The organism is Tepidicella baoligensis (assembly GCF_013432195.1).
GTDB classification, from domain to species: Bacteria; Pseudomonadota; Gammaproteobacteria; order Burkholderiales; family Burkholderiaceae_C; genus Tepidicella; species Tepidicella baoligensis.
Genome location: NZ_JACCDB010000001.1, coordinates 256,983 through 278,904, shown reverse-complemented (window position 1 = coordinate 278,904; position 21,922 = coordinate 256,983). Strand labels below are relative to the sequence as shown.

Below are 21,922 nucleotides of genomic sequence, written 5' to 3'. Positions count from 1 at the left end.
GGCAATGCCCTTTTGCTTTCTAGAATGTTTGCCTTCACCTGCACAGGCATGCCATGTTCGACCCCCCGGCCTCTGACTCTCCCAGCACCCCGCCTCCCGCTGCACCCGGCGCAGGGGAGGCAGGCGTGATCCGCATCCGTGGCGCGCGTCAGCACAACCTCAAGCACGTCGATCTGGACATCCGCACCGGCGAGCTGACGGTGGTCACCGGCCCCAGCGGCTCGGGCAAGTCCAGCCTGGTGTTCGACACCCTGTTCGCCGAAGGCCAGCGCCGCTACGTCGAGACCTTCAGCGCCTACGCGCGCCAGTTCCTCGACCGCATGGACAAGCCCGCCGTGGACAAGGTCGAAGGCGTGCCCCCGGCCATCGCCATCGACCAGACCAACCCGGTGCGTTCGTCGCGCTCCACCGTGGGCACGATGACCGAGCTCAACGACCACCTCAAGCTGCTCTACGCGCGTGCCGCCCAGTTGTTCGACCGGCGCACCGCGCTGCCCGTGCGGCACGACTCGCCCGACACCATCTATGAGGAACTTCGCCAGCGGGTCGAGGCGGCCATGAGCGCCGACGGGCCGTCCCAAGGGGCGAAGGCCCCCTCGGGGGGCAGCGTTGGCGTGGGGGCTGGCGTTGAGCCAAGACTGGTCATCACCTTCCCCGTGGAGCTGCCCGCCAGCGCCACGCCCGAGGACATCGAACAATGGCTGGCCGCCAGCGGTTTCACCCGCGTGCAGGCCGAGCGCGTGCAAGGACAGGTGCGTGTGCTCGACGTGGTGGCCGACCGCTTCCGGTTCAGCGGTGCCGAACGTGCCCGCGTGATCGAGGCCATCGAACTGGGCCTCAAGCGCGGCAGCGGACGGCTCACCGTCTACGCCCTGCGCCCGGCGGGCGACGATGGTGTGGAACCCGAGCCAGACGTGTGGAAATTCTCCACCGGCCTGCATTGCCCCGAAAGCGACCTGCGCTATGCCGAGCCGCTGCCTTCCCTGTTCTCGTTCAACTCCGCCGTGGGCGCGTGCGACACCTGCCGGGGCTTCGGGCGCGTCATTGGCGTGGATATGGGTCTCGTCATCCCTGATGACAAGCTCACGTTGCGCGCCGGAGCCATCAAGCCCATGCAGACGCCCGCGTGGAAGGAGTGTCAGGACGACCTGATGCGCCACGCCGAGGCCGCCGGCATTCCGCGCGACACGCCGTGGTACCAGTTGAGCGAGGCCCAGAAAACCTGGGTGATCGAAGGGTCCCCGCAATGGAAGGGCAACTGGAATCAGCAGTGGTACGGCGTGCGCCGCTTCTTCGACTACCTGGAGAGCAAAGCCTACAAGATGCACATCCGTGTGCTCTTGTCCAAGTACCGCAGCTACACCGAATGCCCGGCGTGCCGGGGGGCGCGGCTCAAGACCGACAGCCTGTTGTGGCGTCTCGGCTCCAAGGCCGATGCGGATGCGGTGCTGCCGCCTTCCCAGCGCTTCATGCCGGTGGGGGTGGAGTGGACGCGCGAGCAATTGGAGGCGTTGCCTGGGTTGTGTTTGCACGACCTGATGCAACTGCCGATCGAGCGGTTGCGCGAGTTCTTTGCGCGGCTGACGGGGGCGTTGGTGCATGCTGCCGATTCAAGGGGTGTGCCGGACGCCTCATGCCGTCCGCTGCGCGGCCACAAATCGGCGCCCGACACACCCCTTGAATCGGCGGGAGCGGGCACACGCGAGGCTTCAATTTCCTCGCTTACCGATGCCGCCACGCAGGGCGGCGAGGGTGCGGGGGGCGACAATTTCTGCTCGCAGTATGCGGAGCCCCCCGCACCCTCGTCGCCCCACCAAACACACCACGAGCCAAGCGCAACGAACACCCACCCATCAGCCGGCGAAACCCAAGCCCTCAAGCTGCTGTTCGACGAAATCACCACCCGCCTCAAGTACCTGTGCGACGTGGGCATCGGCTACCTCACGTTGGACCGGCAAAGCCGCACCCTCAGCGGCGGCGAGGTGCAGCGCATCAACCTCACCACCGCGTTGGGCACCTCGCTGGTCAACACCCTGTTCGTGCTGGACGAGCCCAGCATCGGCCTGCACCCGCGCGACATGAACCGCATCAACCAGGCCATGGCGCGCCTGCGCGACGCGGGCAACACCCTGGTCGTGGTGGAGCACGACCCCGCCGTCATGCTGGCGGCCGACCGCGTCATCGACATGGGCCCGGGCCCCGGCGAGCGCGGCGGGCGGATCGTTTTTGACGGCACGGTCGAGCAATTGCGCCATGCCGACACGCTCACCGGCGCCTACCTGGGTGGGCGCAAGCAGGTGGGCTTTGGTTTCAAGCGTATGGTCACCGATGCCACGCCCCGCTTGGTGCTGGAGGGCGCGCGCGAACACAATCTGCGCCATCTCACGGTCGAGTTTCCGCTGCAGCGGCTGGTCGTCGTCACCGGCGTCAGCGGTTCGGGCAAGTCCACCCTCATCCAGGACGTGCTGGCCCCGGCGCTGATGCGCCACTTCGGCCAGGCCACCGAAACCCCCGGTGCACACGACCGCCTGCTGGGGGCCGAACACCTCAGCGGCGTGGTGTTCGTGGACCAATCCCCCATCGGCAAGACGGCGCGTTCCAACCCGGTGAGCTACGTCGGCGCGTGGGACGCCATCCGCGACCTGTTCGCCACCGCGCCGCTGGCGCAGCAGCGCGGCTACACGGCGGCCAAGTTCAGCTTCAACAGCGGCGACGGGCGCTGCCCCACCTGTGGCGGCTCGGGCTTCGAGCACGTGGAAATGCAGTTCCTGAGTGATGTGTATTTGCGCTGCCCCGACTGCAACGGCCAGCGCTACCGCCCCGAGGTGCTGGAGGTCACCATCGAGCGTGGCAGTCGGCTGCTCAACGTCTCCGACGTGCTGGACCTGACAGTGAGCGAGGCGGCCCAGATGTTTGCCCACGACCGCGAGGTCATCTTGGCGTTGCAGCCCATCGTGGACGTGGGCCTGGAATACGTGAAGCTGGGCCAACCCGTGCCCACGCTCAGCGGTGGAGAGGCGCAGCGCCTGAAGCTGGCAGGCTTTCTGGCCGAGGCTGCCAGGGCGGGCGGACAAGGCAAGCGCGGGAAAAAGGCGGTGCGGACGGGCCGCACCGCTTCGGGCCAGCCGCTGGCCACCAAGGGCATGTTGTTCCTGTTCGACGAGCCGACCACGGGCCTGCATTTCGATGACATCGCCAAGCTCATGCGCGCGCTGCGCAAGCTGCTGGAGGCGGGGCATTCGCTCATCGTCATCGAGCACAACCTGGACGTGATCCGCGCGAGCGACTGGTTGATCGACCTGGGGCCGGACGGTGGCGACCAGGGTGGTCTGGTGGTGGCCGAGGGCACGCCCGAGGAGGTGCGGCTGCACCCGCACAGCTACACCGGCCAGGCGCTGCGCGAATATGCCGAGGCGGTGGGTGAGCTGTTCATGGCGCAGGAGGGGCGGGTGACGGATTACTTGCCGGTGCGGGGGGAGGGGTCTGTCGGCGTGTATGCAGGGGCTGACGTGTCTGTGCGCGCTGACGGGGCGAGGGGTGTGCCGGACGCCTCATACCGTCCGCTGCGCGGCCACAAATCGGCGCCCGGCACACCCCTTGCCCCGTCGGGGGCATTGGGGTTCGCTGCGCCCGCAGATACAGCGACTTCCCTCATGGTCTCCGATTTGAATGCCGCTGTCGCACAAACACCTTCACATGCTGGGGAGGGGATGCGCCCCGGTAAGGAATCGGAGCCTGCGACTGACGCGCCGGGGCGTACCCCCTCCCCAGCCGCGAGGTCTCAAAGCGGAGAAAAAACCAACGTCATCCGCATCATCAACGCGCGGGAACACAACCTCAAGGGCCTGTCGGTGGACATTCCCCGGGGCAAGTTCAACGTCATCACCGGTGTCAGCGGTTCGGGCAAATCCACGCTGGCGTTCGACATCCTGTTCAACGAAGGCCAGCGCCGCTACCTCGAAAGCCTCAACGCCTACGCGCGCAGCATCGTGCAGCCGGCCGGCCGGCCCGAGGTGGACGCGGTCTATGGCATCCCGCCCACCGTGGCCATCGAACAGCGGTTGTCGCGCGGCGGTGCCAAGTCCACGGTGGGCACCACCACCGAAGTCTGGCACTTCCTGCGCCTGCTGTACGTGAAGCTGGGTACCCAGCATTGCGTGCACGACGACACCCCCGTGCAGCCGCAAACACCCGAAAGCATCCTGGCACAGCTGATGACGGCCTTTCGTGGCCAGCACATCGGCCTGCTGGCGCCGCTGGTGGTCAACCGCAAGGGTGTCTATACCGAACTCGCCGACTGGGCGCGCCCACGTGGCTACACCCACCTGCGGGTGGACGGCGAATTCCTGCCCACGCAGGGCTTCCCGCGCATCGACCGCTTCAAGGAACACACCATCGAACTGCCCGTGGGCAGCCTCGACGTGGCCCCCGAGCACGAGGCCGAATTGCGCCAGACCTTGATGCGCGCGCTGGAACACGGCAAGGGCGTGGTGCATGTGCTGTCAGAGCTGGATGGGTTGGAAGCGGCCCTCGCCAACGGCGAATCCACGGCGGGTATGGGGCGGTTGCAGGTGTTTTCCACGTTGCGCGCCTGCCCGGTGTGCTCGACCAGCTACGCCGAACTCGACCCGCGCCTCTTTTCGTACAACAGCAAGCACGGCTGGTGCCCGGACTGCGTGGGCACGGGCGTACAGCTCACGCGCGAGCAGCGCAAGGCGTTCGACGATTCCGTGCGCGACGACGACCAGAAAGGCCGCGAGCAGAGCTTTGCCGAGCCCGAGGTGGAAGGGGTGGCCGACCAGCCCTGCACGAGTTGCGGCGGCACGCGCCTCAACGCCACGGCCCGGGCCGTCAAGTTCCACGGCCAGACCATCACGTCGCTGGCGCGGCTGAGCGTGCGCGACGTGCGCCTGTGGGTGCAAGCCTTGCGATCCCCGGGCGGGCTGACCGGGCGCGAGGCCGACATCGCCCGCGACCTGTTGCCCGAAATCCAGAGCCGTCTGGAGTTTCTGGAAGAGGTGGGGCTGGGCTACCTCACGCTGGACCGTGGCGCGCCTACCCTCAGCGGCGGCGAGGCGCAACGCATCCGCCTGGCGGCGCAGCTCGGCTCCAACCTGCAGGGCGTGTGCTACGTGCTCGACGAGCCCACCATCGGCCTGCACGCGCGTGACAACCAGATACTGCTCAACGCCCTGCACAAGCTGGGCGACAAGGGCAACACGCTGGNCGGGCGCGAGGCCGACATCGCCCGCGACCTGTTGCCCGAAATCCAGAGCCGTCTGGAGTTTCTGGAAGAGGTGGGGCTGGGCTACCTCACGCTGGACCGTGGCGCGCCTACCCTCAGCGGCGGCGAGGCGCAACGCATCCGCCTGGCGGCGCAGCTCGGCTCCAACCTGCAGGGCGTGTGCTACGTGCTCGACGAGCCCACCATCGGCCTGCACGCGCGTGACAACCAGATACTGCTCAACGCCCTGCACAAGCTGGGCGACAAGGGCAACACGCTGGTGGTGGTGGAGCACGACGAGGACACCATCCGCCGGGCCGACCACGTGATCGACATCGGGCCCGGTGCAGGGGTGCGGGGTGGTCGGGTGGTGGCCGAGGGTTCGGTGGATGATGTGATGGCTGCCGCCGATTCGCAGACGGGGCGTTATCTGCTGCATGCGATGAAACACCCGTTGCAGGCGCGGCGGTTGGTGAGAGCTGATGCGGTGGCGCTCGCTGCCGGGGACGAGGGAGTCCCGAGCGCCTCATACCGTCCGCTGCGCGGCCACAAATCGGCGCCCGGCACCCCCTCGTCCCCGGCGGGAGGTGTGGCTCGCGCTGCAGCCGCTACCGCAGAGGGTGCCGCAAGTGCCTTTACCTCTGCGCACGCGGCTGTATTCGACGGGGGGGCGCCCCATTCCGCCTCTTCAGCCGGGGAGGGCTTGTCCCCCGGTAAGGAATCGGAGCTTGCGACTGACGCACCGGGGGGCAAGCCCTCCCTGGCCGCGAGGTCTTGGAGCGAAGAAACCATCGACTGGCTCACCGTCCAAAACGCCACGCTCCACAACCTCCAAAACATCACCGCCCACGTACCCCTGAAACGCCTGGTCGCCATCACCGGCGTCAGCGGTTCGGGCAAATCCACCTTCGCACGCGACGTGCTGCTCACCAACGTCGCCGCTGCCGTGCAGATGCGGGCCACCAAGGTCGGTCGCGACGCCTGGAGCGCTGGCGAACGCCCCCAGTGGCAGGGCTGCGACGGCGTGGAGGGCAGCGAGGCCATCCAGCGCGTGCTGGAAGTGGACCAGACCCCCATCGGCAAGACGCCGCGCTCCTGCCCGGCCACCTACATCGGCTTCTGGGACACCATCCGCAAGCTCTACGCCGAAACGCTGGAGGCCAAGGCGCGCGGCTACGCGCCGGGGCGCTTCAGCTTCAACACCGGCGAAGGACGCTGCCCCACCTGTGAAGGACAGGGCCTGCGCACCATCGAGATGAGCTTCCTGCCCGACGTGAAAGTGCCCTGCGAGGCCTGCCACGGCGCGCGCTTCAACCCCGAAACGCTGGCCGTCACCTGGCGCGGCAAGAGCATTGGCGACGTGCTGCGCATGGAGGTGGACGAGGCCGTGGACTTCTTCGCGTCCATGCCCAGCATCGCCCACCCGCTGCAGCTGCTCAAGGACGTGGGGCTGGGCTACCTCACGCTGGACCGTGGCGCGCCTACCCTCAGCGGCGGCGAGGCGCAGCGCATCAAGCTCGTGACCGAACTCACCAAGGTGCGCGACGAAGTGGGCCGGCGCGGCCAGAAGGCGCCGCACACCCTGTACGTGCTGGACGAGCCCACCGTGGGCCTGCACATGGCCGACGTGGACAAGCTCATCCGCGTGCTGCATCGCCTGGTCGATGGCGGGCACAGCGTGGTGGTCATCGAGCACGATCTGGATGTGATCGCCGAGGCCGACTGGATCATCGACCTGGGCCCCGAAGGCGGCGATGGCGGGGGCCGGATCGTGGCCGCTGCGCCGCCCGAGGAACTGGTGCGGCTGGGCACGCACACGGGTCGGGCGCTGGCGCCGGTGCTGGCGAGGACCTGAGGTGAAGCACCAGGTCATCCACATCCATCCCGAAGCGCCGGTCAAACCGTCCCTGGGGGCGCCTTGCAATGGGTGTGGGGTGTGTTGTTTGGCTGAACCTTGCCCTTTGGGCATGTTGCTGTCGCGTCGGCGCCGGGGAGCCTGTCGGGCCTTGCGCTGGTCGGTCGAGGCGACGCGCTACGAATGCGGGGTGCTCAGTCATCCCGAGGAAACGCTGGGCCGTTTGGGGCGGTGGCGCTTCATGCGGTCCTGGGTGATGCGCTGGATTGCGGCGGGGCAGGGGTGCGATGCGTCGCTGGAGGTGAGCATCAGAGGTTGATGGCCAGCAAAACCGCCAGTACCACGGCCATTCCCACGGCCACTGCGCCCAGCCAGCGCGTGCGCCAGCGCAGCACCTCCACGGCCTGCACCAGCCGACTGTTCTGCTCGGCAAGGTCGGCGGTGGTCTGGGTGAGCTGGGCCAGGTCCACCTGCAATTGGCGGTGGCTGGCTTCCAGGGCCTGCAGGCGTTGGGGCAGGCTGTCGGTGGTGCCGGAGCTGTCGGGGCTGGTTGGCGTGCCTTGGGTTTTTTGCTTGTCCAGCAATTGCCGTGCACCCTTGAGCACCTTGGGGGCATGTTCGATCACGTCCCCCCAGGGAATCACCTTCAGCGCCACCATCCAGGGAAAAGCCATTGTCGGTCTCCAATGCGTCCAATCTGATGGAGCCAGTGTAGAGCGCTGGGTTCAATGTGCGTGAGTTGCCCTTACAGTGGCGGCATGGAAACGCCTGAAACCCTCCACGCTGAAACGCTCCAGCAGTTGCTGGCCGACTGGTTCGCCCCCTGGGTGCAGGAATTGGGCCTGCGGGTTGAATCGTGCGGCGACGGCGAAGTCACGCTGCGGTTGCCGTTTTCGGAGCGGCTGGCACGCATCGGCGGTATGGTGTGCGGGCAGGCCCTGATGTCTGCCGCCGACACGGCCATGGTGCTGGCCATCGTCAGCCGGCTGGGCACGAAGCAGCCCATGACCACCGTGCAGCTCAACAGCAGCTTTCTCAAACCGCTGGCCGGGCAGGACGCGCTGGTCACCGCCCGCATCGTGCGGGCGGGCAAGAGCCTGGTGTTTGGCGAGATCGACATCGTGGCGGCCGGGGACGGCAAGAGCGTCTGCCGCGCCAGTACCACCTACGCCTTGCTCTGAACGCTCGCGCGTCGGTGGTCTGGCACCTCAGTCTTCCAGGGTTTGCAGGTGGCCGCGGAAGGTGAAGAAGATGCCCAGGCGCACCGGCGGCCCTTCGCTGAACAGGCGGCGGTAACGTTCGAGCTGTTCGCGGTAGGCGGTGGCATCGGGCTCGTCGTGCCGGGTGGTCTTGTAGTCGATGATCCAGCGCACGCCCTGGTCCACGAAGGTGCGGTCGATCACGTGCAGGCGCGCCCGGCCTTCTTCCCAGGTCGTGACCGGCCATTCGGAGGCCGCTTCGGCGTGCCGCCCCAGCACCCACTGGCCCTGCGGTGAGCGCAGGGTGGTGATCAACTGGGCCAGGGTTTCCGCAGCCCCTGCTTGGGCCGCCGAGGTCGCGTGGCCTTGGGTTTGCAGCCAGTGGGTCATCGCCGGTAACAGGGCTTGTACACGATCCTCAGGCCAGTGGGCCAGACCGTCCTTGGCCATGATCTCCAGGTAGCGGTGCACCAGCCGGCCGATGTCGATGGCCAAGGCCGCGTCGCCCGTGGGTGCCGTGGACGGTGCCGGTTCTTCGGCGTCCGACGCGGCGGCCGACATGGGGACGTTGTGCAGCAAGGCGGGTGGCCAGGCGACGTGCGCGAGGCGTTCCAGCCGGTGGGCGTAATCGGCCAGGCCGGGACGGGGCGGGGTGTCGGGCGGGTTGTCCAAGTCGGATGCCGTTTCCGTGGATGCGAGGGCGATGCGTTGCACAAACCAGGGCTCTGCGTCATGCCAGAGCAGGGCCAGCAGGCTGTCTTTGGGCGGAGGTTTCACGGCCTCGGGTTGTTTGGCGTCTCGCGCGGCGGCGCCGAGCAGGTGCAGTTGGCGCCGGGCGCGGGTGACGGCCACGTACAGCAGCCGCCGCGCCTCGTGCTGGGCGCGCTCCGCTTCGAAAGCCTGCAGGAACGAGAAAATGGACGGGGTCTCTTCCGACGCCTCCCGGGCGCTGGGTTGCGCGGCCACGACCAGCCGTTCCTGCCCGGCGTCATCCAGCACCTCGTCCCACAGCAACAGGGGGCGGTCGATGGCCGGGGCCTTGCGGTGCAGCCCGGGCAGGATCACGGTGTCGAATTCCAGTCCTTTGGACTTGTGGATCGTCATGAGCTGGATGGCGCCGGGGGTGTCTGGGTCCGGGGCGGCGTAGAGTTGGCCGACTTCACGCTCCAGGCGCGACAGGTCGATCAGACCTTGCCGGTCGCACCGGTCGAGGGCATCGAAGAAGGCGAGTGCGTCGAGCCGCTCGGCAGGGTGCTTCAGGCACCAGGGCCCGCCCAGGGCTTGCCACACGCCTTCGATCCAGCGCCGGGGCCGCTGTTGCCCCTGGTGGGCGAGCGCTTCGCCGATCACGCTGCGCACATGGGCCAGGCGCTGCTGGCCGTCTTCGCTGAGGCGGGCGCATCGGTCGGGCTCCGACATGAGCGACCAGACGGGGCGGGCGTGGTCGTCGGCGGCGAGCCGGTGCAGGTCGTGCAGGGTCAGGCCGCACCAGGGCGCGCGCAGCACGGCCAGCCAGTGCGTGCGGTCGCCGAGGTGGTTGAGGGCGCGGGTCAGGCTGATGAGGTCCTGGATGAGCTGGCGTTCGGCCAGGGGTTCGATTTCCACGGCCTGGAAGGGCAGGGCCGGCTGGGTGGAGCGCAGGGCCGCGACCAGGGCCTGCAGGTGCTTGCGGGCCCGCACCAGCACGGCGATGGAGCCCGAGGGGTCTTCGGCCCGGGCCTGCTGGATGATGCCGATGATGGCCTGGGCCTCGCGCTCGGCCGTGCCGGTATCGGCCTCATCGGCGTCGTCCGTTTCTTGGGCTTCGCCATCGATCACCGGGTGCCAGCACACCTGGGCCTGTGGGTGCGGGCCGCGCGTGGCGGCGGCGCGTGTGAAGCGCACCGCGCCCCGGTGGTGGTCGTCTCGCTCGGCAAACACCCGTGGGAAGGTGCTGTTGACCCAGTCCACCACGGCGCTGTGCGAGCGGTTGTTGCGGTACAGGTGCAGCGCATGCAGCCGGAGGTGGCCCAGACCGCGCTCCCGTACCTTGAGGAAGAGTCCCACATCGGCCTTGCGGAACTTGTAGATGGACTGCATGGGGTCGCCGACCAGGAACAGGGTGCGGCCGTCGCCCGGCTGCCAGCCGGCGGTGAGCCGCTGCAGCAGCTCGACCTGGGTGGGGCTGGTGTCCTGGAATTCGTCCACCAGCAAGTGGCTGATGCGGTAGTCCAGCCGCAATTGCAGCTCGGACGGCGCGGCCTCGTCGCCCAGGGCCAGCAGCGCGTTCTGGGCCATTTCGGTGAAGTCCACCTCGCGCGCCTGCTGGAAGGCGAGCCAGAGCTGTGCGCTGGCCACTTTGAGCACCGCCAGCAGGTCGTCGATGAAGGTGCGCTCGGCGGCGGTATATGCCGGGTCCGGAAATGTGTCGATGGATTGCAGGAGCGGGCCGGCGTTCGCTTCCTTGAGCTGTTGCAGCAGCGCCTTGCAGTCGTTGCCAAGGGCTTTGCCTGCGGGTGTGCTGAAGCCCATTTTGTTGGGCGGGCCGGCGCGCAGTTCGCCCTTTTGCGTGAGCAGGAACGGGGGCAGTGCGCGCCAGCGGGGCAAGTCGTCGATGTGGGGCCGCAAAGGCTCGGTCCATTCCGCCAGGGCTTCCAGGGACGCCCAGCCGGGCAGGGGTTCACTGGCGTTGCGGGCCGTGATCACCTGACTCGCGGCAAAGCGCACGATCGGCATCAGCTTGCTTTGCACCGAGGGGGTGAGCACCTCGGCCACCCGCGCCAGCCCGTCGGCGATCAGGTCGCCCAGGGCGGCTTCGGCGGCGGCCAGGTCTATGCCTTGCCGGGAGTGGTGCAACCACTGGTCACGTTGGGCCAGCATGGCCACGAGCTGGGCCTGCAGTCGGGTGGAATCGTTGTCGAAGCGGTCGAGCACGCGCCACAGCGCGTCGGCGATCGGGTGGTCGGTTTCCAGCAGGGACAGGGTTTCGCGCGCGGCCTGTTCGTAGTGGGGGGTGGGATCCAGGGCGATGCCGGGCTGGCTGCCGAAGCGCGAGAGCAGGGGCATCTGCCGCACCAGTTGGCCGCACAGCGCGTCCAGCGTGGTGATCTGCAGCCGCGAGGCATGGTCGAGCAGGCCCCACTGGCGCCGCTGATCGTGCGCCAGCACGGCCTGGGCCAGGCGGTGGGTCATCTGTTTGTGAGGCTCGCCGGGCACTTCGCTGTTGGCAGCGCGCTGCAAGCTTTGCACGATGCGGTCGCGCATCTCGGCGGCGGCCTTGTTGGTGAAGGTCAGCGCCACCACTTCCTCGGGCTCTTCCACCCGGGCCAGCAGGGCCAGAAAGCGCTGGGTCAGCAGCTCCGTCTTTCCCGCACCGGCCGGTGCCTCGATGAGGTAGGAGGTGGTGGGGTCGATGGCCTGTTCGCGGTGGGCGGTGTCCAGGGCCAGGAGGTCGGGCGGAGGGGTCATGCGGTGTGGGAAGTGCGTGGGGTGGACCGATACAGGGCCTGCCACTGTGCGCGCCGTTCGCTCAGGCGCAGCAGCGGGCGCACCTCGCAGTGCTGGAGCTGGCGTTCGTCGGCGCAGCGCACGGCCGCTTCCCCGCGCAGGATTTCGTCGGCCACCTTGTGCAAGGCCACCCGCCAGTGCGCGAGCACGGCAGGCCAGTCGGGGAACAGTGTGGCTTCGAAGCGCTTGCGGCCCTGGGGGCTGTCGAGTGCATGCACGCGCGCCAATCCCAGATCCTGCGCCGCCAAGCCGGCCCAGCCGGTTTCTTTGAGGTGAACTTGGGCAAAGGCCACGCCCACCACGGTGTCTCCGGTGTGGTGGGTGGGGGCGGCCACAGCGGCATACAAGGGCAGTTGGGGTTCGGTCACCCGGTCGCAGGACCAGTTAGAGGTGTCCAATTGGGCGCCGGTCTTGTAGTCGATCATCAGCAGTCCGCCGCCTTCCAGCCGGTCGATGCGATCCACCTGCACGCGGATGGGCAGACCGCCCAGGTCCAGCGCCTGCCGCTCTTCTGTGGCCACGACCTCGAATGGCTGCGAGCGCAGCCGCTCGTGCTCCAGCCAGGCCGACAGCAGCCGGGTCAGCCGCGCTTGTTCCAGCCGGCGGGCGCGCGGCGGCAGCGGCACCTGGCCGGTCTCGGCATCGCGGGCATCCAGGGCCAGGGCAATGACCCGCTCCAGCACCTCATGGCAACCGGTTGCGCCCAGCGCCTGCAAGCGGTCGGCGGTGCGCACTTCGGCCCAGAAGCGCTCCAGCGCGGCGTGTACCAGGGTGCCGCGCTGGCGGGGGTCCAGCCCGTCGGAGCCATCCTCCAGCTTGCCTGCTCCGAGGCGGTAGCGGTAATAGGCCCAAGCCGGGCAGATGGCCTGGGCCTTGAGCAGCGCAGTACCACCGCGCACGGCTTCATCTGGCGTGAGCGGTGGGGCCTGATGATCGTCCATGGGGGGCGCCAGCCGGGAAGGTTCGAGCAAGGCCTGGGCCGTCCAGTGCGGGGAGTCGGGGGCCGGCAGTGCCGTGCCCTTGCCCACCGGGGCCAGCAGCGGGCTGGGGTGGCATTCGGCCGTGCCTTCGGCGCGGGGCCAGGAGAGCACCACCTCTGGCGCCGCGCACAGCAGGCGTTGATGCACCTGTTCTGCGAAGGCTTGTTGCACGCTGGCGCTGGCGTTGGGGCTGCCCGCCCGGCGCTGCGCTTCACTCGGCAGCAGCGGATTCGGACGTGGGGCCGGCGGCCACACCGAGGCGCGCAAACCCATGATCCACACCGCATCGAAACGCTGGCCGCTGGCTTCGAGCAGGCCCAACACCTGCAGGCGCGGCCGGCCCTCGGTTTCGGGCTGGAAGATGCGCTCACGGCACATCTGCCGCAGCCGTCGCAGCGCTTCACCCCAGCCCAGCGGGCCCAAAAAGGTGTCCAGCAGACCGAAGGCCTGGATGGTTTCGACGAAGGCTTGCCGAGCCTGGAATTCGTGGCTGCTCAGCTTGCGCCGGTACAGCCAGCCTGCCTGTTGGAGCCAAGGCCAGAGGTCGGCCGCCCATTGGGATGGCAGGCGCCGCGCGCCATGCGCCGCCGTGGCCAGTGACAACACGGCTTCGGCGTGGCCGATCAGGGCGGGTGCCTGGCGCTGCACGGCATCGGCACCTGTGCCGTGGGTGAGCCATCGGCAGACGGCCTGTAGGTCGGTGGCGGCGGGCAGGGTGTTGCGCGCCAGGGCTTCCGCCTGGGCCCGGGCGGCGGCTTCGGCCGGGTCGGACCAATAGGGGTGCCGCAGCAGTGCGCTCCACGTGGCCTGGTTGAGGGCGTGAGGGCGGGCCATCACCTCCAACAGCGCCAGCGCGGCTCCCACCAAAGGATGGTCGGCCAGCGGCTGGCCCAGGCTGATGTTGAAGGGGCGCGGCGCCTCGGCCTGCGAGGCGCGCAATAGAGCGGGAGCCAGCACATCCTCCAGCGTGTCCTGCAGCGTCAGCCGCAGCTCCGCAAGGTTGGGCGCCACGATCGCCAATTCCGCCTGCGGGTCGGCATCGAGGCGGGCCTGGGCCCACATGGCAGCCGCCAGGCACTCTGCCGCCGCATCGGGGTAGTTGAGCACGTCGATCCGGTCGGCCCGGGGTTCGTCGGCCAGCGTCAGCACCGCGTGGCCGCGGGTCTGGAGCGCCTGCAGCCACGCCTGCACGCCCGGGGGCAGGCGGTGAAAACCCGCCAACACCAGCCGCGCGGGCAGGCGCACGGCAGCGGGGTCTGCGATCACGGCCGCCATGGTGGCGGCGTCGAGCTCGTGCGGGGTCGTCCAGCCGTGCTGCTGGCACCAGGCCTGAAAGTCGGTACGCCATTGCTGGAACTGGCGGTGCTCCTCGGTGAGCGTGATGCGCTCCGGGCGCACCTGCCAGACTTCTTGCCATTCATGCGCTTCCTGTGCCGACTGGGCCAAGGCACCGATGTCGAACAGGGGGGCGGCATCCACACCGAGCCGCTGGCGGATGACCGTTTCCCACACGGTGCGTTCCTGAAACGACGTGAGGGGGCGGCGCAGCAAGGCCTGGGGCGCCCCGCGCAGTAGCCAGTCTTCGCGCAGCGCCGCCAGCCATTGCGCCAGCGTGCGGCAGTCCAGCGCGTCCCAGCGCGTGCGGCCTTGCTCGGCTTGCCGCCGTGCGTGGCGTTGGCGCAGCGCGGCCGCCAGGCGCGGGGTGGCGCACAGCACCAGGGTGTCGGGGCCTGGGTTCAGTTGGTCCAGGGAGAGGGGCGTCATGACGGGCGGTGGTGTGGGGAGGGTCTGGATAGTCTAGCGGGGCACTGCGTCGATGAAGCGGCTTACATCGCCAGCGTGTCGAAACGATGACAACCCGGCGTGTGGCTCGGATGTGGGGCCGACAGGGTGAATGCCGGCTAAACTTCAACAATCATTGAAATATTGAAAGGAGCCTGGTATGAAAGTCGGTATCAACGGCATGGGGCGCATCGGGCGTCTGGCATTGCGTGCAGCCATGGGGGCGGCGGAGCGACCGGCTGACGACCCTCGCGCCGGTCACCGCTTGGAGGTGGTGGCTGTGAACGAACTCAAGGGCGGTGCGGCGGCCACGGCCCATCTGCTGGCCTTCGATTCGGTGCAGGGCAAGTGGCGCGAGTCCATCCGCGCCGAGGGCGACAATGCCATCGTCATCGGCCAGCAGCGCCTCGCGTTCAGCAGCCACGCGAACCCGGCCGACATCCCCTGGGGCGACCTGGGTGTGGAAGTGGTGCTCGAATGCACCGGCAAATTCCTCACGCCCGAAACCCTTCAGGGCCACCTGGACCGGGGCGCCAAGCGCGTCATCGTGGCCGCGCCGGTCAAGACCGGCGGCGTGCTCAACATCGTGGTCGGCATCAACGAGCACTTGTACGATCCGGCCAAGGACCGCATCGTCACGGCGGCGAGCTGCACCACCAACTGCCTGGCCCCGGTGGTGAAGGTGGTGCACGAGGCGCTGGGCATCCAACACGGGCAAATCACCACCATCCACGACCCGACCAACACCAACCTGGTGGTGGACGCCCCGCACAAGGACTTGCGCCGCGCGCGCAGCGCCATGCTGAGCCTGGCCCCCACCACCACCGGCAGCGCCACCGCCATCGCCCTGATCTACCCGGAACTCAAGGGCAAGCTCAACGGCCATGCGGTGCGCGCGCCGGTGCTCAACGCCTCTCTCACCGACTGTGTGTTCGAGCTGCAGCGCGCCACCACTGCTGAGGAGGTGAACGCCTTGTTCAAGGCCGCCGCCGAAGGCCCACTCAAAGGCATTCTGGGCTACGAAGAACGCCCCTTGGTGAGCGTGGACTACGCCCGCGACACGCGCAGCTCCATCGTCGATGCCCTCTCCACCCTGGTGACCGATGGCACCTTGCTGAAGGTCTACGCCTGGTACGACAACGAGATGGGCTACGCCTGCCGCATGGTGGATCTGGCCAAGCACATGGAAGCCCAAGGCATCTGACGATGAACCACGCCTTGCGCAACTACGGCATCGTCACCGCCGCCTACTGGGGCTTCACCCTCACCGACGGCGCGCTGCGTATGCTGGTGCTGCTGCATTTCTATCAGCTCGGCTACTCGCCGTTCACCCTGGCTTTCCTGTTCCTGCTGTACGAGGCGGCGGGCATTCTGGCCAACCTCATCGGCGGCTGGCTGGCCACCCGCTTTGGCATCGCGCGCATGCTCACGGTGGGGCTGGTGACGCAGATCACCGGGTTCACGCTGCTGTCGCTGCTGGACCCGGCGTGGACGGTGGCCCTCTCGGTCGCGTGGGTGGTGGTGGCGCAGGGCATTTGCGGCGTGGCCAAGGACCTGACCAAGACGGCCAGCAAATCCGCCATCAAGATCACCCAGGCCGAGGCCAAGGCCCAAGGTGGTGAAGGAAACAGCCAACTGTTCAAGTGGGTGGCCTTCTTCACCGGCAGCAAGAACGCCATGAAGGGCTTCGGCTTTTTCCTGGGCGGCGTGCTGCTGCAGACGGTGGGCTTCCAGGGCTCGCTGTGGCTCATGGCCGGACTGCTGGGGGTGGTGCTGCTCGGGGTGGTCTTTTCGTTGCCGCCGATGATGGGCAAGAGCAAGGCCTCGAAAAACGCCAAGGAGCTGTTTGCCAAGAACCCCGGCATCAACGCGCTGGCCGCCGCCCGCGTGGCGCTGTTCGGCGCACGCGACGTGTGGTTCGTGGTGGGCGTGCCGGTGTTCCTGTACTCGGTGGGCTGGACCTTCACCATGGTGGGCACCTTTCTCGCCGCCTGGACGATCGGCTACGGCGTGGTGCAGGCGCTGGCCCCGCACATCGTGCGCCGCAGCGCCGATGGCCTGAGCCGCGAAGTGCCGGCCGCGCGCCTGTGGTCGGCCCTGCTCGCGGCGGTGCCCGTGGCGCTGGCTGCCCTGGTGTGGCTGGACGCGCCCCGCCTCGAATGGGTGGTGGTGCTTGGCCTCGGGGTGTTTGGTTTCGCGTTCGCGGTGAATTCGTCGGTGCATTCCTACTTGGTGCTGGCCTACGCCGGCTCGGAAAAAGCCGCCGAGGACGTGGGCTTCTACTACGCCGCCAACGCCCTGGGGCGCTTCATCGGCACGCTGCTGTCGGGGCTGCTGTACCAGTGGGGCGGATTGTTGTATGCCCTGCTGGGCTCGGCCGTCATGCTGTTGCTGTGCTGGGCCGGCACCCTGAACCTGCCGCTTCGGGTAGATTCCCCGGGAACTGCCACGCCAAAAACCCCGACATGACCGAAACCGAAGTCATCAAAGCCCTCAGTGCCCTGGCGCAGGAGACGCGCCTGCGCATCTTCCGGTGCCTGGTGGTGGCGGGGCGGGATGGCCTCACGCCCACCCGGCTCAGCGAGGCGCTGGACACCTCACCCGCCGCACTGTCCTTCCACCTCAAGGAGCTCAGCCACGCCGGGCTGGCGCATGCCGAGCGTGTCGGCCGCCACTTGATATACCGGGCCGACGTAGAGGCCATGAACACCCTGCTCGGCTTCCTCACCGACAACTGCTGCGGCGGGGAGCCCTGCCTGCATGTCGGCCTGCCAGGCGCTGCGCTGAGCCCATGCGAACGCTGCTGAACCGATCGACAAGGACACACCGATGAACATGGGGGTCCAGGGATCAGTGCGCCCGCAAACGGCCCAAAGGCCCCAACGGGTGCGCACATCGAACCGAGTCAGCCCGTTGAGGGCCGCTCGAAGATGTCATCTAAAATGACAACCGACAACGCCGCGTCAGCGGTGGTTGTAAGACCTTCCCTGGTCCTGAAAAGAGCCAAGGTGCGCCACGTGGCGCAGGCATTGATTTTCAATGGAAATCCTGGTCGGGGTGAGAGGATTCGAACCTCCGGCCTCTACGTCCCGAACGTAGCGCTCTACCAGGCTAAGCTACACCCCGAAGTACCCCGACCTCAGGAGCGGCGCTCCAGCAGGGCAGCCGCCAATTGTATCAAACCTTTTGACCACTCATTGGCTGGCAGCGCCCGTGCGGCGTCGATCGCCCGTTGTGCCTCGGCCTCGGCGGCGCGGCGGGCGTCTTCCAAGCCACCGCTGTCGCGCACGATGCGCAAAATCTCCTCCATCCGGTCGGTCTGGCCTTGCTCGATGGCTTGACGGATGCGCGCGGCGTCGCTGTTGCTGCAGCGGCGCAAGGTGCAAATGATGGGCAGCGTGACCTTGCCCTCGCGCAGATCGTCGCCCAGGTTTTTGCCAAGTTCGGTGGCATCACCTTCGTAGTCGAGCACGTCGTCCACCACCTGGAAGGCGGCCCCGAGGGCTTGGCCGTAGTCGGCGCAACGGGCCTCCAGTTCGATGTTGACACCCGCGAGGATGGCGGCCAGCCGCGCACTGGCTTCGAAAAGCTTGGCGGTTTTGGCCCGGATGACGCGCAGGTAGGCCGCCTCGTCCAGGGTGGCATCGTGCATGTTCATCAATTGCAGGACCTCGCCTTCGGCGATCACGTTGGTGGCGTCGGCCAGCACTTCCATGATGCGCATGTCGCCCGCCTGAACCATCATCTGGAAGGCGCGGGAATACAGGAAATCGCCGACCAGCACGCTGGCGGCGTTACCGAACACCTGGTTGGCGGTGTGGCGGCCTCGGCGCAGGGTGGACTCGTCCACCACGTCGTCGTGCAGCAGGGTGGCGGTGTGGATGAACTCGACCACGGCAGCCAGGCTATGGCGCCGATGGTCCTGGCAACCCAAGGCGCCACACGTCATCAGCAGCAACGCAGGGCGCACGCGCTTGCCACCGGCACTGATGATGTATTCGGCCACCTGCCCCACCAAGGGAACCTCGCTGGTGAGGCTGTGCTGGATCACCTCGTCCACCATCCGCATGTCGGCGGCGACAAGGCTGAGGGCGGCGGAGGGTGTGGTGGTGGCGTTCAAGGTAGGTGGCTGCTGTCGGATATCGGCCGCTGATTATAGGGAGTGGCCTCCCGCGCAAGGCTGTTTCCCTATAATGGCGGAGCTGCCGAGGAGCGTTGCAGCCCCGATTAGGGGCGAGGCTCGGCAGCAGATGCCGGATCGCACTCGTTGTCTCCGCGCATCCCCACGGCAACGACGCTCGCCCACGGGTCGTGTGGTGAGCTGTGTCTCCTCGGCCCTTGGTTTGTTTACCCGCTGTTGGAGCCACCATGAACGCACCCCTCAAACATCCCTTGCATGCCGATTGCGCCATCGCCGACATCGGCCTGGCAGAATGGGGCCGCAAAGAAATCAAGATCGCCGAAACCGAGATGCCCGGCCTCATGGCCATCCGTGAGGAGTATGCGGTCAAGCAGCCTCTGAAGGGCGCACGCATCGCCGGCTCGCTGCACATGACCATCCAAACCGCGGTGCTGATCGAGACGTTGCAGGCGCTGGGCGCGCAGGTGCGCTGGGCCTCGTGCAACATCTTCTCCACCCAGGATCATGCCGCTGCGGCCATCGCGGCCACCGGCACGCCGGTGTTTGCCATCAAGGGTGAGTCGCTCAAGGACTACTGGGACTACACCCATCGCATCTTCGACTTCGGCCCCAAGGGCACCGAAGGCGAAGGCCCCAACATGATCCTGGACGATGGCGGCGACGCCACGCTGCTGATGCACCTGGGCAAAGAGGCCGAGCGCAACCCTGCCGTGCTGGCCAACCCGGGCAGCGAGGAAGAGCGCATCCTGTTCGCTGCCATCAAGGCCAAGCTGGCCGAAGACCCCACCTGGTACAGCCGCAAGAGCGCGCAGATCATCGGCGTGACCGAAGAGACCACCACCGGCGTGCACCGCCTCAAGGACATGTCGGCCAGAGGCACGTTGATGTTCCGTGCGATCAACGTGAACGATTCCGTCACCAAGAGCAAGTTCGACAACCTGTACGGATGCCGCGAGAGCCTGGTCGACGGCATCAAGCGCGCGACCGACGTGATGATCGCCGGCAAGGTGGCCGTGGTGTGTGGTTACGGCGATGTGGGCAAAGGCTCCGCGCAGGCGCTGCGTTCGCTCTCGGCCCAGGTGTGGGTGACCGAAATCGACCCCATCAACGCCCTGCAGGCGGCCATGGAAGGCTACCGCGTGGTGACCATGGACGACGCCTGCAGCCAGGCCGACATCTTCGTCACCGCCACCGGCAACAAGAACGTCATCACCTTCGACCACATGGCGAAGATGAAGGACCAGGCCATCGTCTGCAACATCGGCCACTTCGACAACGAGATCGACGTCGCCTCGCTGGAAGCGAAATGCCGGTGGGAAGAAATCAAGCCGCAGGTGGACCACGTCATCTTCCCCGACGGCAAGCGCATCATCCTGCTGGCCAAGGGCCGCCTGGTCAACCTCGGTTGCGCGACCGGCCACCCGAGCTTCGTGATGTCGTCCAGCTTCGCCAACCAGACCATTGCCCAGATCGAGCTGTTCACGCACCCAGACGGCTACGACGTCGGCAAGGTCTATGTGCTGCCCAAGCACCTGGATGAGAAGGTGGCGCGTCTGCACCTGAAGAAGGTCGGTGCCAAACTGACCGAGCTGACGGACGAGCAGGCCGCCTACATCGGCGTACCCAAGCAAGGGCCGTACAAGCCGGATACCTACCGCTACTGACACCCCTTGCGTGCCGATCAACTGCTCGTCGAACGCGGCTTGGCCGCGTCGCGCTCGCAGGCCCAGCGCCTGATTGCGTCGGGCCTGCGGTGGCGGCTTCCTGGGGCCGGTGAGGGCGGATGGCGTCTTGTCGCCAAGAACGGCGACGAGGTACCCGCCCAGGCCGAGTTGCTGCTGGTCGATCCGGCCGAGGCACGGTTCGTGTCGCGTGGCGGATTGAAGCTGGAGGCCGCGCTGCGGCGCATCGCGCTCGAGGTGGCGGGCAGCGTCTGCCTGGACGTGGGCCAGAGCACCGGCGGGTTTACCGATTGCCTGTTGCAGCACGGAGCCTCTCGCGTGGTGGGTGTGGACGTGGGCCAAGGCCAGTTGCACGCGCGGTTGCGATCCGATTCGCGTGTGGTGACCATCGAGAAATGCAACGCCCGTGAGTTGTCGGTCGATCGGTTGCTGGCGCTGGGAGGGGTGGAGGCAACGGGGCCTTTTGATCTCATCGTCGGCGATCTGTCTTTCATCTCGCAGACGTTGATCTGGCCCGCTGTGGTGCCTTTGCTCAAGCCGGGAGGGCATCTGCTCATGCTGGTCAAACCGCAGTTCGAACTGCAGCCCGAACACATCGGCAAAGGCGGGTTGGTGAAAGATCCTGCCCACTACGAGCGGGTGCAGCAGCGCATCCGGCAAGCCTGTCAGGACAATGGCCTGACGTTGCGGGACTATTTTGAAAGCGCCATCACCGGGGGTGATGGCAATCGGGAGTTTTTCGTATGGGCCTGTCCCTGAGTTTCGAGTTTTTCCCACCTAAGACGCCTGAGGGGGCGCTCAAGCTGCGCGCGGTGCGTCAAAAGCTGTACGCCAAGCGGCCGGAGTTCTGTTCGGTGACCTATGGTGCTGGCGGTTCCACCCAGGAAGGCACGTTTGCCACCGTGGCCGAGATCCAGGCCGAGGGCGTGGCGGCGGCCTCGCACTTTTCGTGCATCGGTGCGACCAAGGTCAAGGTTCGCGAGCAGTTGAAACAGCTGCAGGCCATGGGTGTCAAACGCCTGGTGGCCTTGCGTGGCGACCTGCCCAGCGGCTACGGCCTGGGAGGGGAGTTCCATTACGCCAGCGATCTGGTGGCCTTCATCCGCGCCGAGATGGGCGACGCCTTCCACATCGAAGTGGCCGCCTATCCCGAGTTTCATCCGCAGGCCCGATCGCCGCAAGCCGACCTGCAGGCGTTTGCCACCAAGGTGAAAGCCGGGGCCGATTCGGCGATCACGCAATACTTTTTCAACAGCGATGCGTATTTCCGTTTCGTAGAGGATATCCACAAGCTGGGCGTCGATGTGCCCATCGTCCCCGGCATCATGCCCATCACCAATGCGTCACAGTTGCTGCGCTTTTCGGATGCGTGCGGCGCCGAGATACCGCGCTGGATACGCCTGCGGCTGCAAGGCTTTGGCGACGACACGGCCAGCATCCAGGCCTTTGGGCTCGAAGTGGTGGCAGACCTGTGTGACCAACTGCGCAACGCCGGCGTGCCCGGGCTGCACTTCTACACGATGAACCAGAGCGGGCCTACCTTGGACTTATGCAACCATTTGGGTCTTTGAGG

At 67.3% G+C, this 21,922-nt stretch carries 13 protein-coding genes, 1 tRNA gene and 1 riboswitch; of the genes, 9 read left to right on the top strand and 5 right to left on the bottom strand.

Features of this window, described 5'->3' with window-relative positions; genetic code table 11:
• Nucleotides 1–53 precede the first annotated feature (53 nt).
• Both HZS63_RS01305 and HZS63_RS01300 read left to right on the top strand, forming a co-directional pair.
• Nucleotides 54–7,079, top strand: coding sequence for a hypothetical protein (locus tag HZS63_RS01305; protein ID WP_180682208.1), 7,026 nt, complete (start codon nucleotides 54–56; stop codon nucleotides 7,077–7,079).
• 112 nt (nucleotides 7,080–7,191) lie between these two features.
• Nucleotides 7,192–7,398 carry a hypothetical protein gene (locus HZS63_RS01300; RefSeq protein WP_343039935.1) on the top strand — a complete coding sequence of 69 codons (207 nt, stop codon included), beginning with the start codon at nucleotides 7,192–7,194 and terminating at the stop codon, nucleotides 7,396–7,398.
• Here the strand turns inward: HZS63_RS01300 and HZS63_RS01295 are convergent.
• The gene (locus tag HZS63_RS01295; protein WP_180682206.1) at nucleotides 7,388–7,753 is read right to left on the bottom strand and encodes a hypothetical protein; all 366 of its coding nucleotides are present in this window, start codon (nucleotides 7,751–7,753) and stop codon (nucleotides 7,388–7,390) included. The genes HZS63_RS01300 and HZS63_RS01295 overlap by 11 nt on opposite strands.
• 84 nt (nucleotides 7,754–7,837) lie before the next feature.
• On the opposite strand from HZS63_RS01295, the gene HZS63_RS01290 reads away from it, so the two are divergent.
• On the top strand, nucleotides 7,838–8,260 hold the full coding sequence (locus HZS63_RS01290) for a PaaI family thioesterase (RefSeq protein ID WP_180682205.1): 423 nt from the start codon (nucleotides 7,838–7,840) through the stop codon (nucleotides 8,258–8,260).
• A 27-nt stretch (nucleotides 8,261–8,287) separates the two neighbouring features.
• Here HZS63_RS01290 and HZS63_RS01285 read toward each other — a convergent pair whose 3' ends face one another.
• The gene (locus tag HZS63_RS01285) at nucleotides 8,288–11,725 is read right to left on the bottom strand and encodes a UvrD-helicase domain-containing protein (protein ID WP_180682204.1); all 3,438 of its coding nucleotides are present in this window, start codon (nucleotides 11,723–11,725) and stop codon (nucleotides 8,288–8,290) included.
• Nucleotides 11,722–14,508: a PD-(D/E)XK nuclease family protein gene (locus tag HZS63_RS01280; RefSeq protein ID WP_180682203.1), complete on the bottom strand. Its 2,787-nt coding sequence runs from the start codon at nucleotides 14,506–14,508 to the stop codon at nucleotides 11,722–11,724. Before HZS63_RS01280 ends, HZS63_RS01285 begins: the two co-directional genes overlap by 4 nt.
• A gap of 178 nt (nucleotides 14,509–14,686) precedes the next feature.
• Here HZS63_RS01280 and HZS63_RS01275 point away from each other — a divergent pair, with 178 nt between their 5' ends.
• The 3 genes from HZS63_RS01275 to HZS63_RS01265 are packed head-to-tail and all read left to right on the top strand — an operon-like array spanning nucleotide 14,687 to nucleotide 17,333.
• Nucleotides 14,687–15,730, top strand: coding sequence for an ArsJ-associated glyceraldehyde-3-phosphate dehydrogenase (locus tag HZS63_RS01275; RefSeq protein WP_180682202.1), 1,044 nt, complete (start codon nucleotides 14,687–14,689; stop codon nucleotides 15,728–15,730).
• A 2-nt stretch (nucleotides 15,731–15,732) separates the two neighbouring features.
• Nucleotides 15,733–16,995 carry an organoarsenical effux MFS transporter ArsJ gene (arsJ, locus tag HZS63_RS01270; protein WP_180682201.1) on the top strand — a complete coding sequence of 421 codons (1,263 nt, stop codon included), beginning with the start codon at nucleotides 15,733–15,735 and terminating at the stop codon, nucleotides 16,993–16,995.
• Nucleotides 16,992–17,333, top strand: a complete 342-nt coding sequence (locus HZS63_RS01265) for an ArsR/SmtB family transcription factor (protein ID WP_180682200.1) — start codon at nucleotides 16,992–16,994, stop codon at nucleotides 17,331–17,333. Before arsJ ends, HZS63_RS01265 begins: the two co-directional genes overlap by 4 nt.
• Before the next feature lie 242 nt (nucleotides 17,334–17,575).
• Here the strand turns inward: HZS63_RS01265 and HZS63_RS01260 are convergent.
• Both HZS63_RS01260 and HZS63_RS01255 read right to left on the bottom strand, forming a co-directional pair.
• Nucleotides 17,576–17,652 (bottom strand) — tRNA-Pro (locus HZS63_RS01260).
• A 13-nt stretch (nucleotides 17,653–17,665) separates the two neighbouring features.
• Nucleotides 17,666–18,595 (bottom strand): polyprenyl synthetase family protein, encoded by a 930-nt coding sequence (locus tag HZS63_RS01255; protein ID WP_180682517.1) that lies wholly within the window; start codon nucleotides 18,593–18,595, stop codon nucleotides 17,666–17,668.
• A gap of 132 nt (nucleotides 18,596–18,727) precedes the next feature.
• Nucleotides 18,728–18,833: riboswitch (S-adenosyl-L-homocysteine riboswitch) on the top strand.
• 61 nt (nucleotides 18,834–18,894) lie between these two features.
• On the opposite strand from HZS63_RS01255, the gene ahcY reads away from it, so the two are divergent.
• From ahcY to metF, 3 genes are read left to right on the top strand one after another with little or no spacing between them, the layout of a single operon-like run.
• Nucleotides 18,895–20,331, top strand: a complete 1,437-nt coding sequence (ahcY, locus tag HZS63_RS01250) for an adenosylhomocysteinase (protein ID WP_180682199.1) — start codon at nucleotides 18,895–18,897, stop codon at nucleotides 20,329–20,331.
• A 6-nt stretch (nucleotides 20,332–20,337) separates the two neighbouring features.
• The gene (locus HZS63_RS01245; RefSeq protein WP_180682198.1) at nucleotides 20,338–21,108 is read left to right on the top strand and encodes a TlyA family RNA methyltransferase; all 771 of its coding nucleotides are present in this window, start codon (nucleotides 20,338–20,340) and stop codon (nucleotides 21,106–21,108) included.
• Nucleotides 21,093–21,920 carry a methylenetetrahydrofolate reductase [NAD(P)H] gene (gene metF / locus HZS63_RS01240; RefSeq protein ID WP_180682197.1) on the top strand — a complete coding sequence of 276 codons (828 nt, stop codon included), beginning with the start codon at nucleotides 21,093–21,095 and terminating at the stop codon, nucleotides 21,918–21,920. Before HZS63_RS01245 ends, metF begins: the two co-directional genes overlap by 16 nt.
• The last annotated feature ends 2 nt before the right edge of the window (nucleotides 21,921–21,922 follow it).

Excerpts from the sequence above, each read along its gene's own strand:
- arsJ (WP_180682201.1), top strand. The coding sequence starts at position 15,733 with ATGAACCACGCCTTGCGCAACTACGGCATCGTCACCGCCGCCTACTGG.
- HZS63_RS01300 (WP_343039935.1), top strand. The coding sequence starts at position 7,192 with ATGTTGCTGTCGCGTCGGCGCCGGGGAGCCTGTCGGGCCTTGCGCTGG.
- HZS63_RS01290 (WP_180682205.1), top strand. The coding sequence starts at position 7,838 with ATGGAAACGCCTGAAACCCTCCACGCTGAAACGCTCCAGCAGTTGCTG.
- metF (WP_180682197.1), top strand. The coding sequence starts at position 21,093 with ATGGGCCTGTCCCTGAGTTTCGAGTTTTTCCCACCTAAGACGCCTGAG.
- HZS63_RS01265 (WP_180682200.1), top strand. The coding sequence starts at position 16,992 with ATGACCGAAACCGAAGTCATCAAAGCCCTCAGTGCCCTGGCGCAGGAG.
- ahcY (WP_180682199.1), top strand. The coding sequence starts at position 18,895 with ATGAACGCACCCCTCAAACATCCCTTGCATGCCGATTGCGCCATCGCC.
- HZS63_RS01285 (WP_180682204.1), bottom strand. The coding sequence starts at position 11,725 with ATGACCCCTCCGCCCGACCTCCTGGCCCTGGACACCGCCCACCGCGAA.
- HZS63_RS01280 (WP_180682203.1), bottom strand. The coding sequence starts at position 14,508 with ATGACGCCCCTCTCCCTGGACCAACTGAACCCAGGCCCCGACACCCTG.
- HZS63_RS01275 (WP_180682202.1), top strand. The coding sequence starts at position 14,687 with ATGAAAGTCGGTATCAACGGCATGGGGCGCATCGGGCGTCTGGCATTG.
- HZS63_RS01255 (WP_180682517.1), bottom strand. The coding sequence starts at position 18,595 with ATGCGGATGGTGGACGAGGTGATCCAGCACAGCCTCACCAGCGAGGTT.
- HZS63_RS01295 (WP_180682206.1), bottom strand. The coding sequence starts at position 7,753 with ATGGCTTTTCCCTGGATGGTGGCGCTGAAGGTGATTCCCTGGGGGGAC.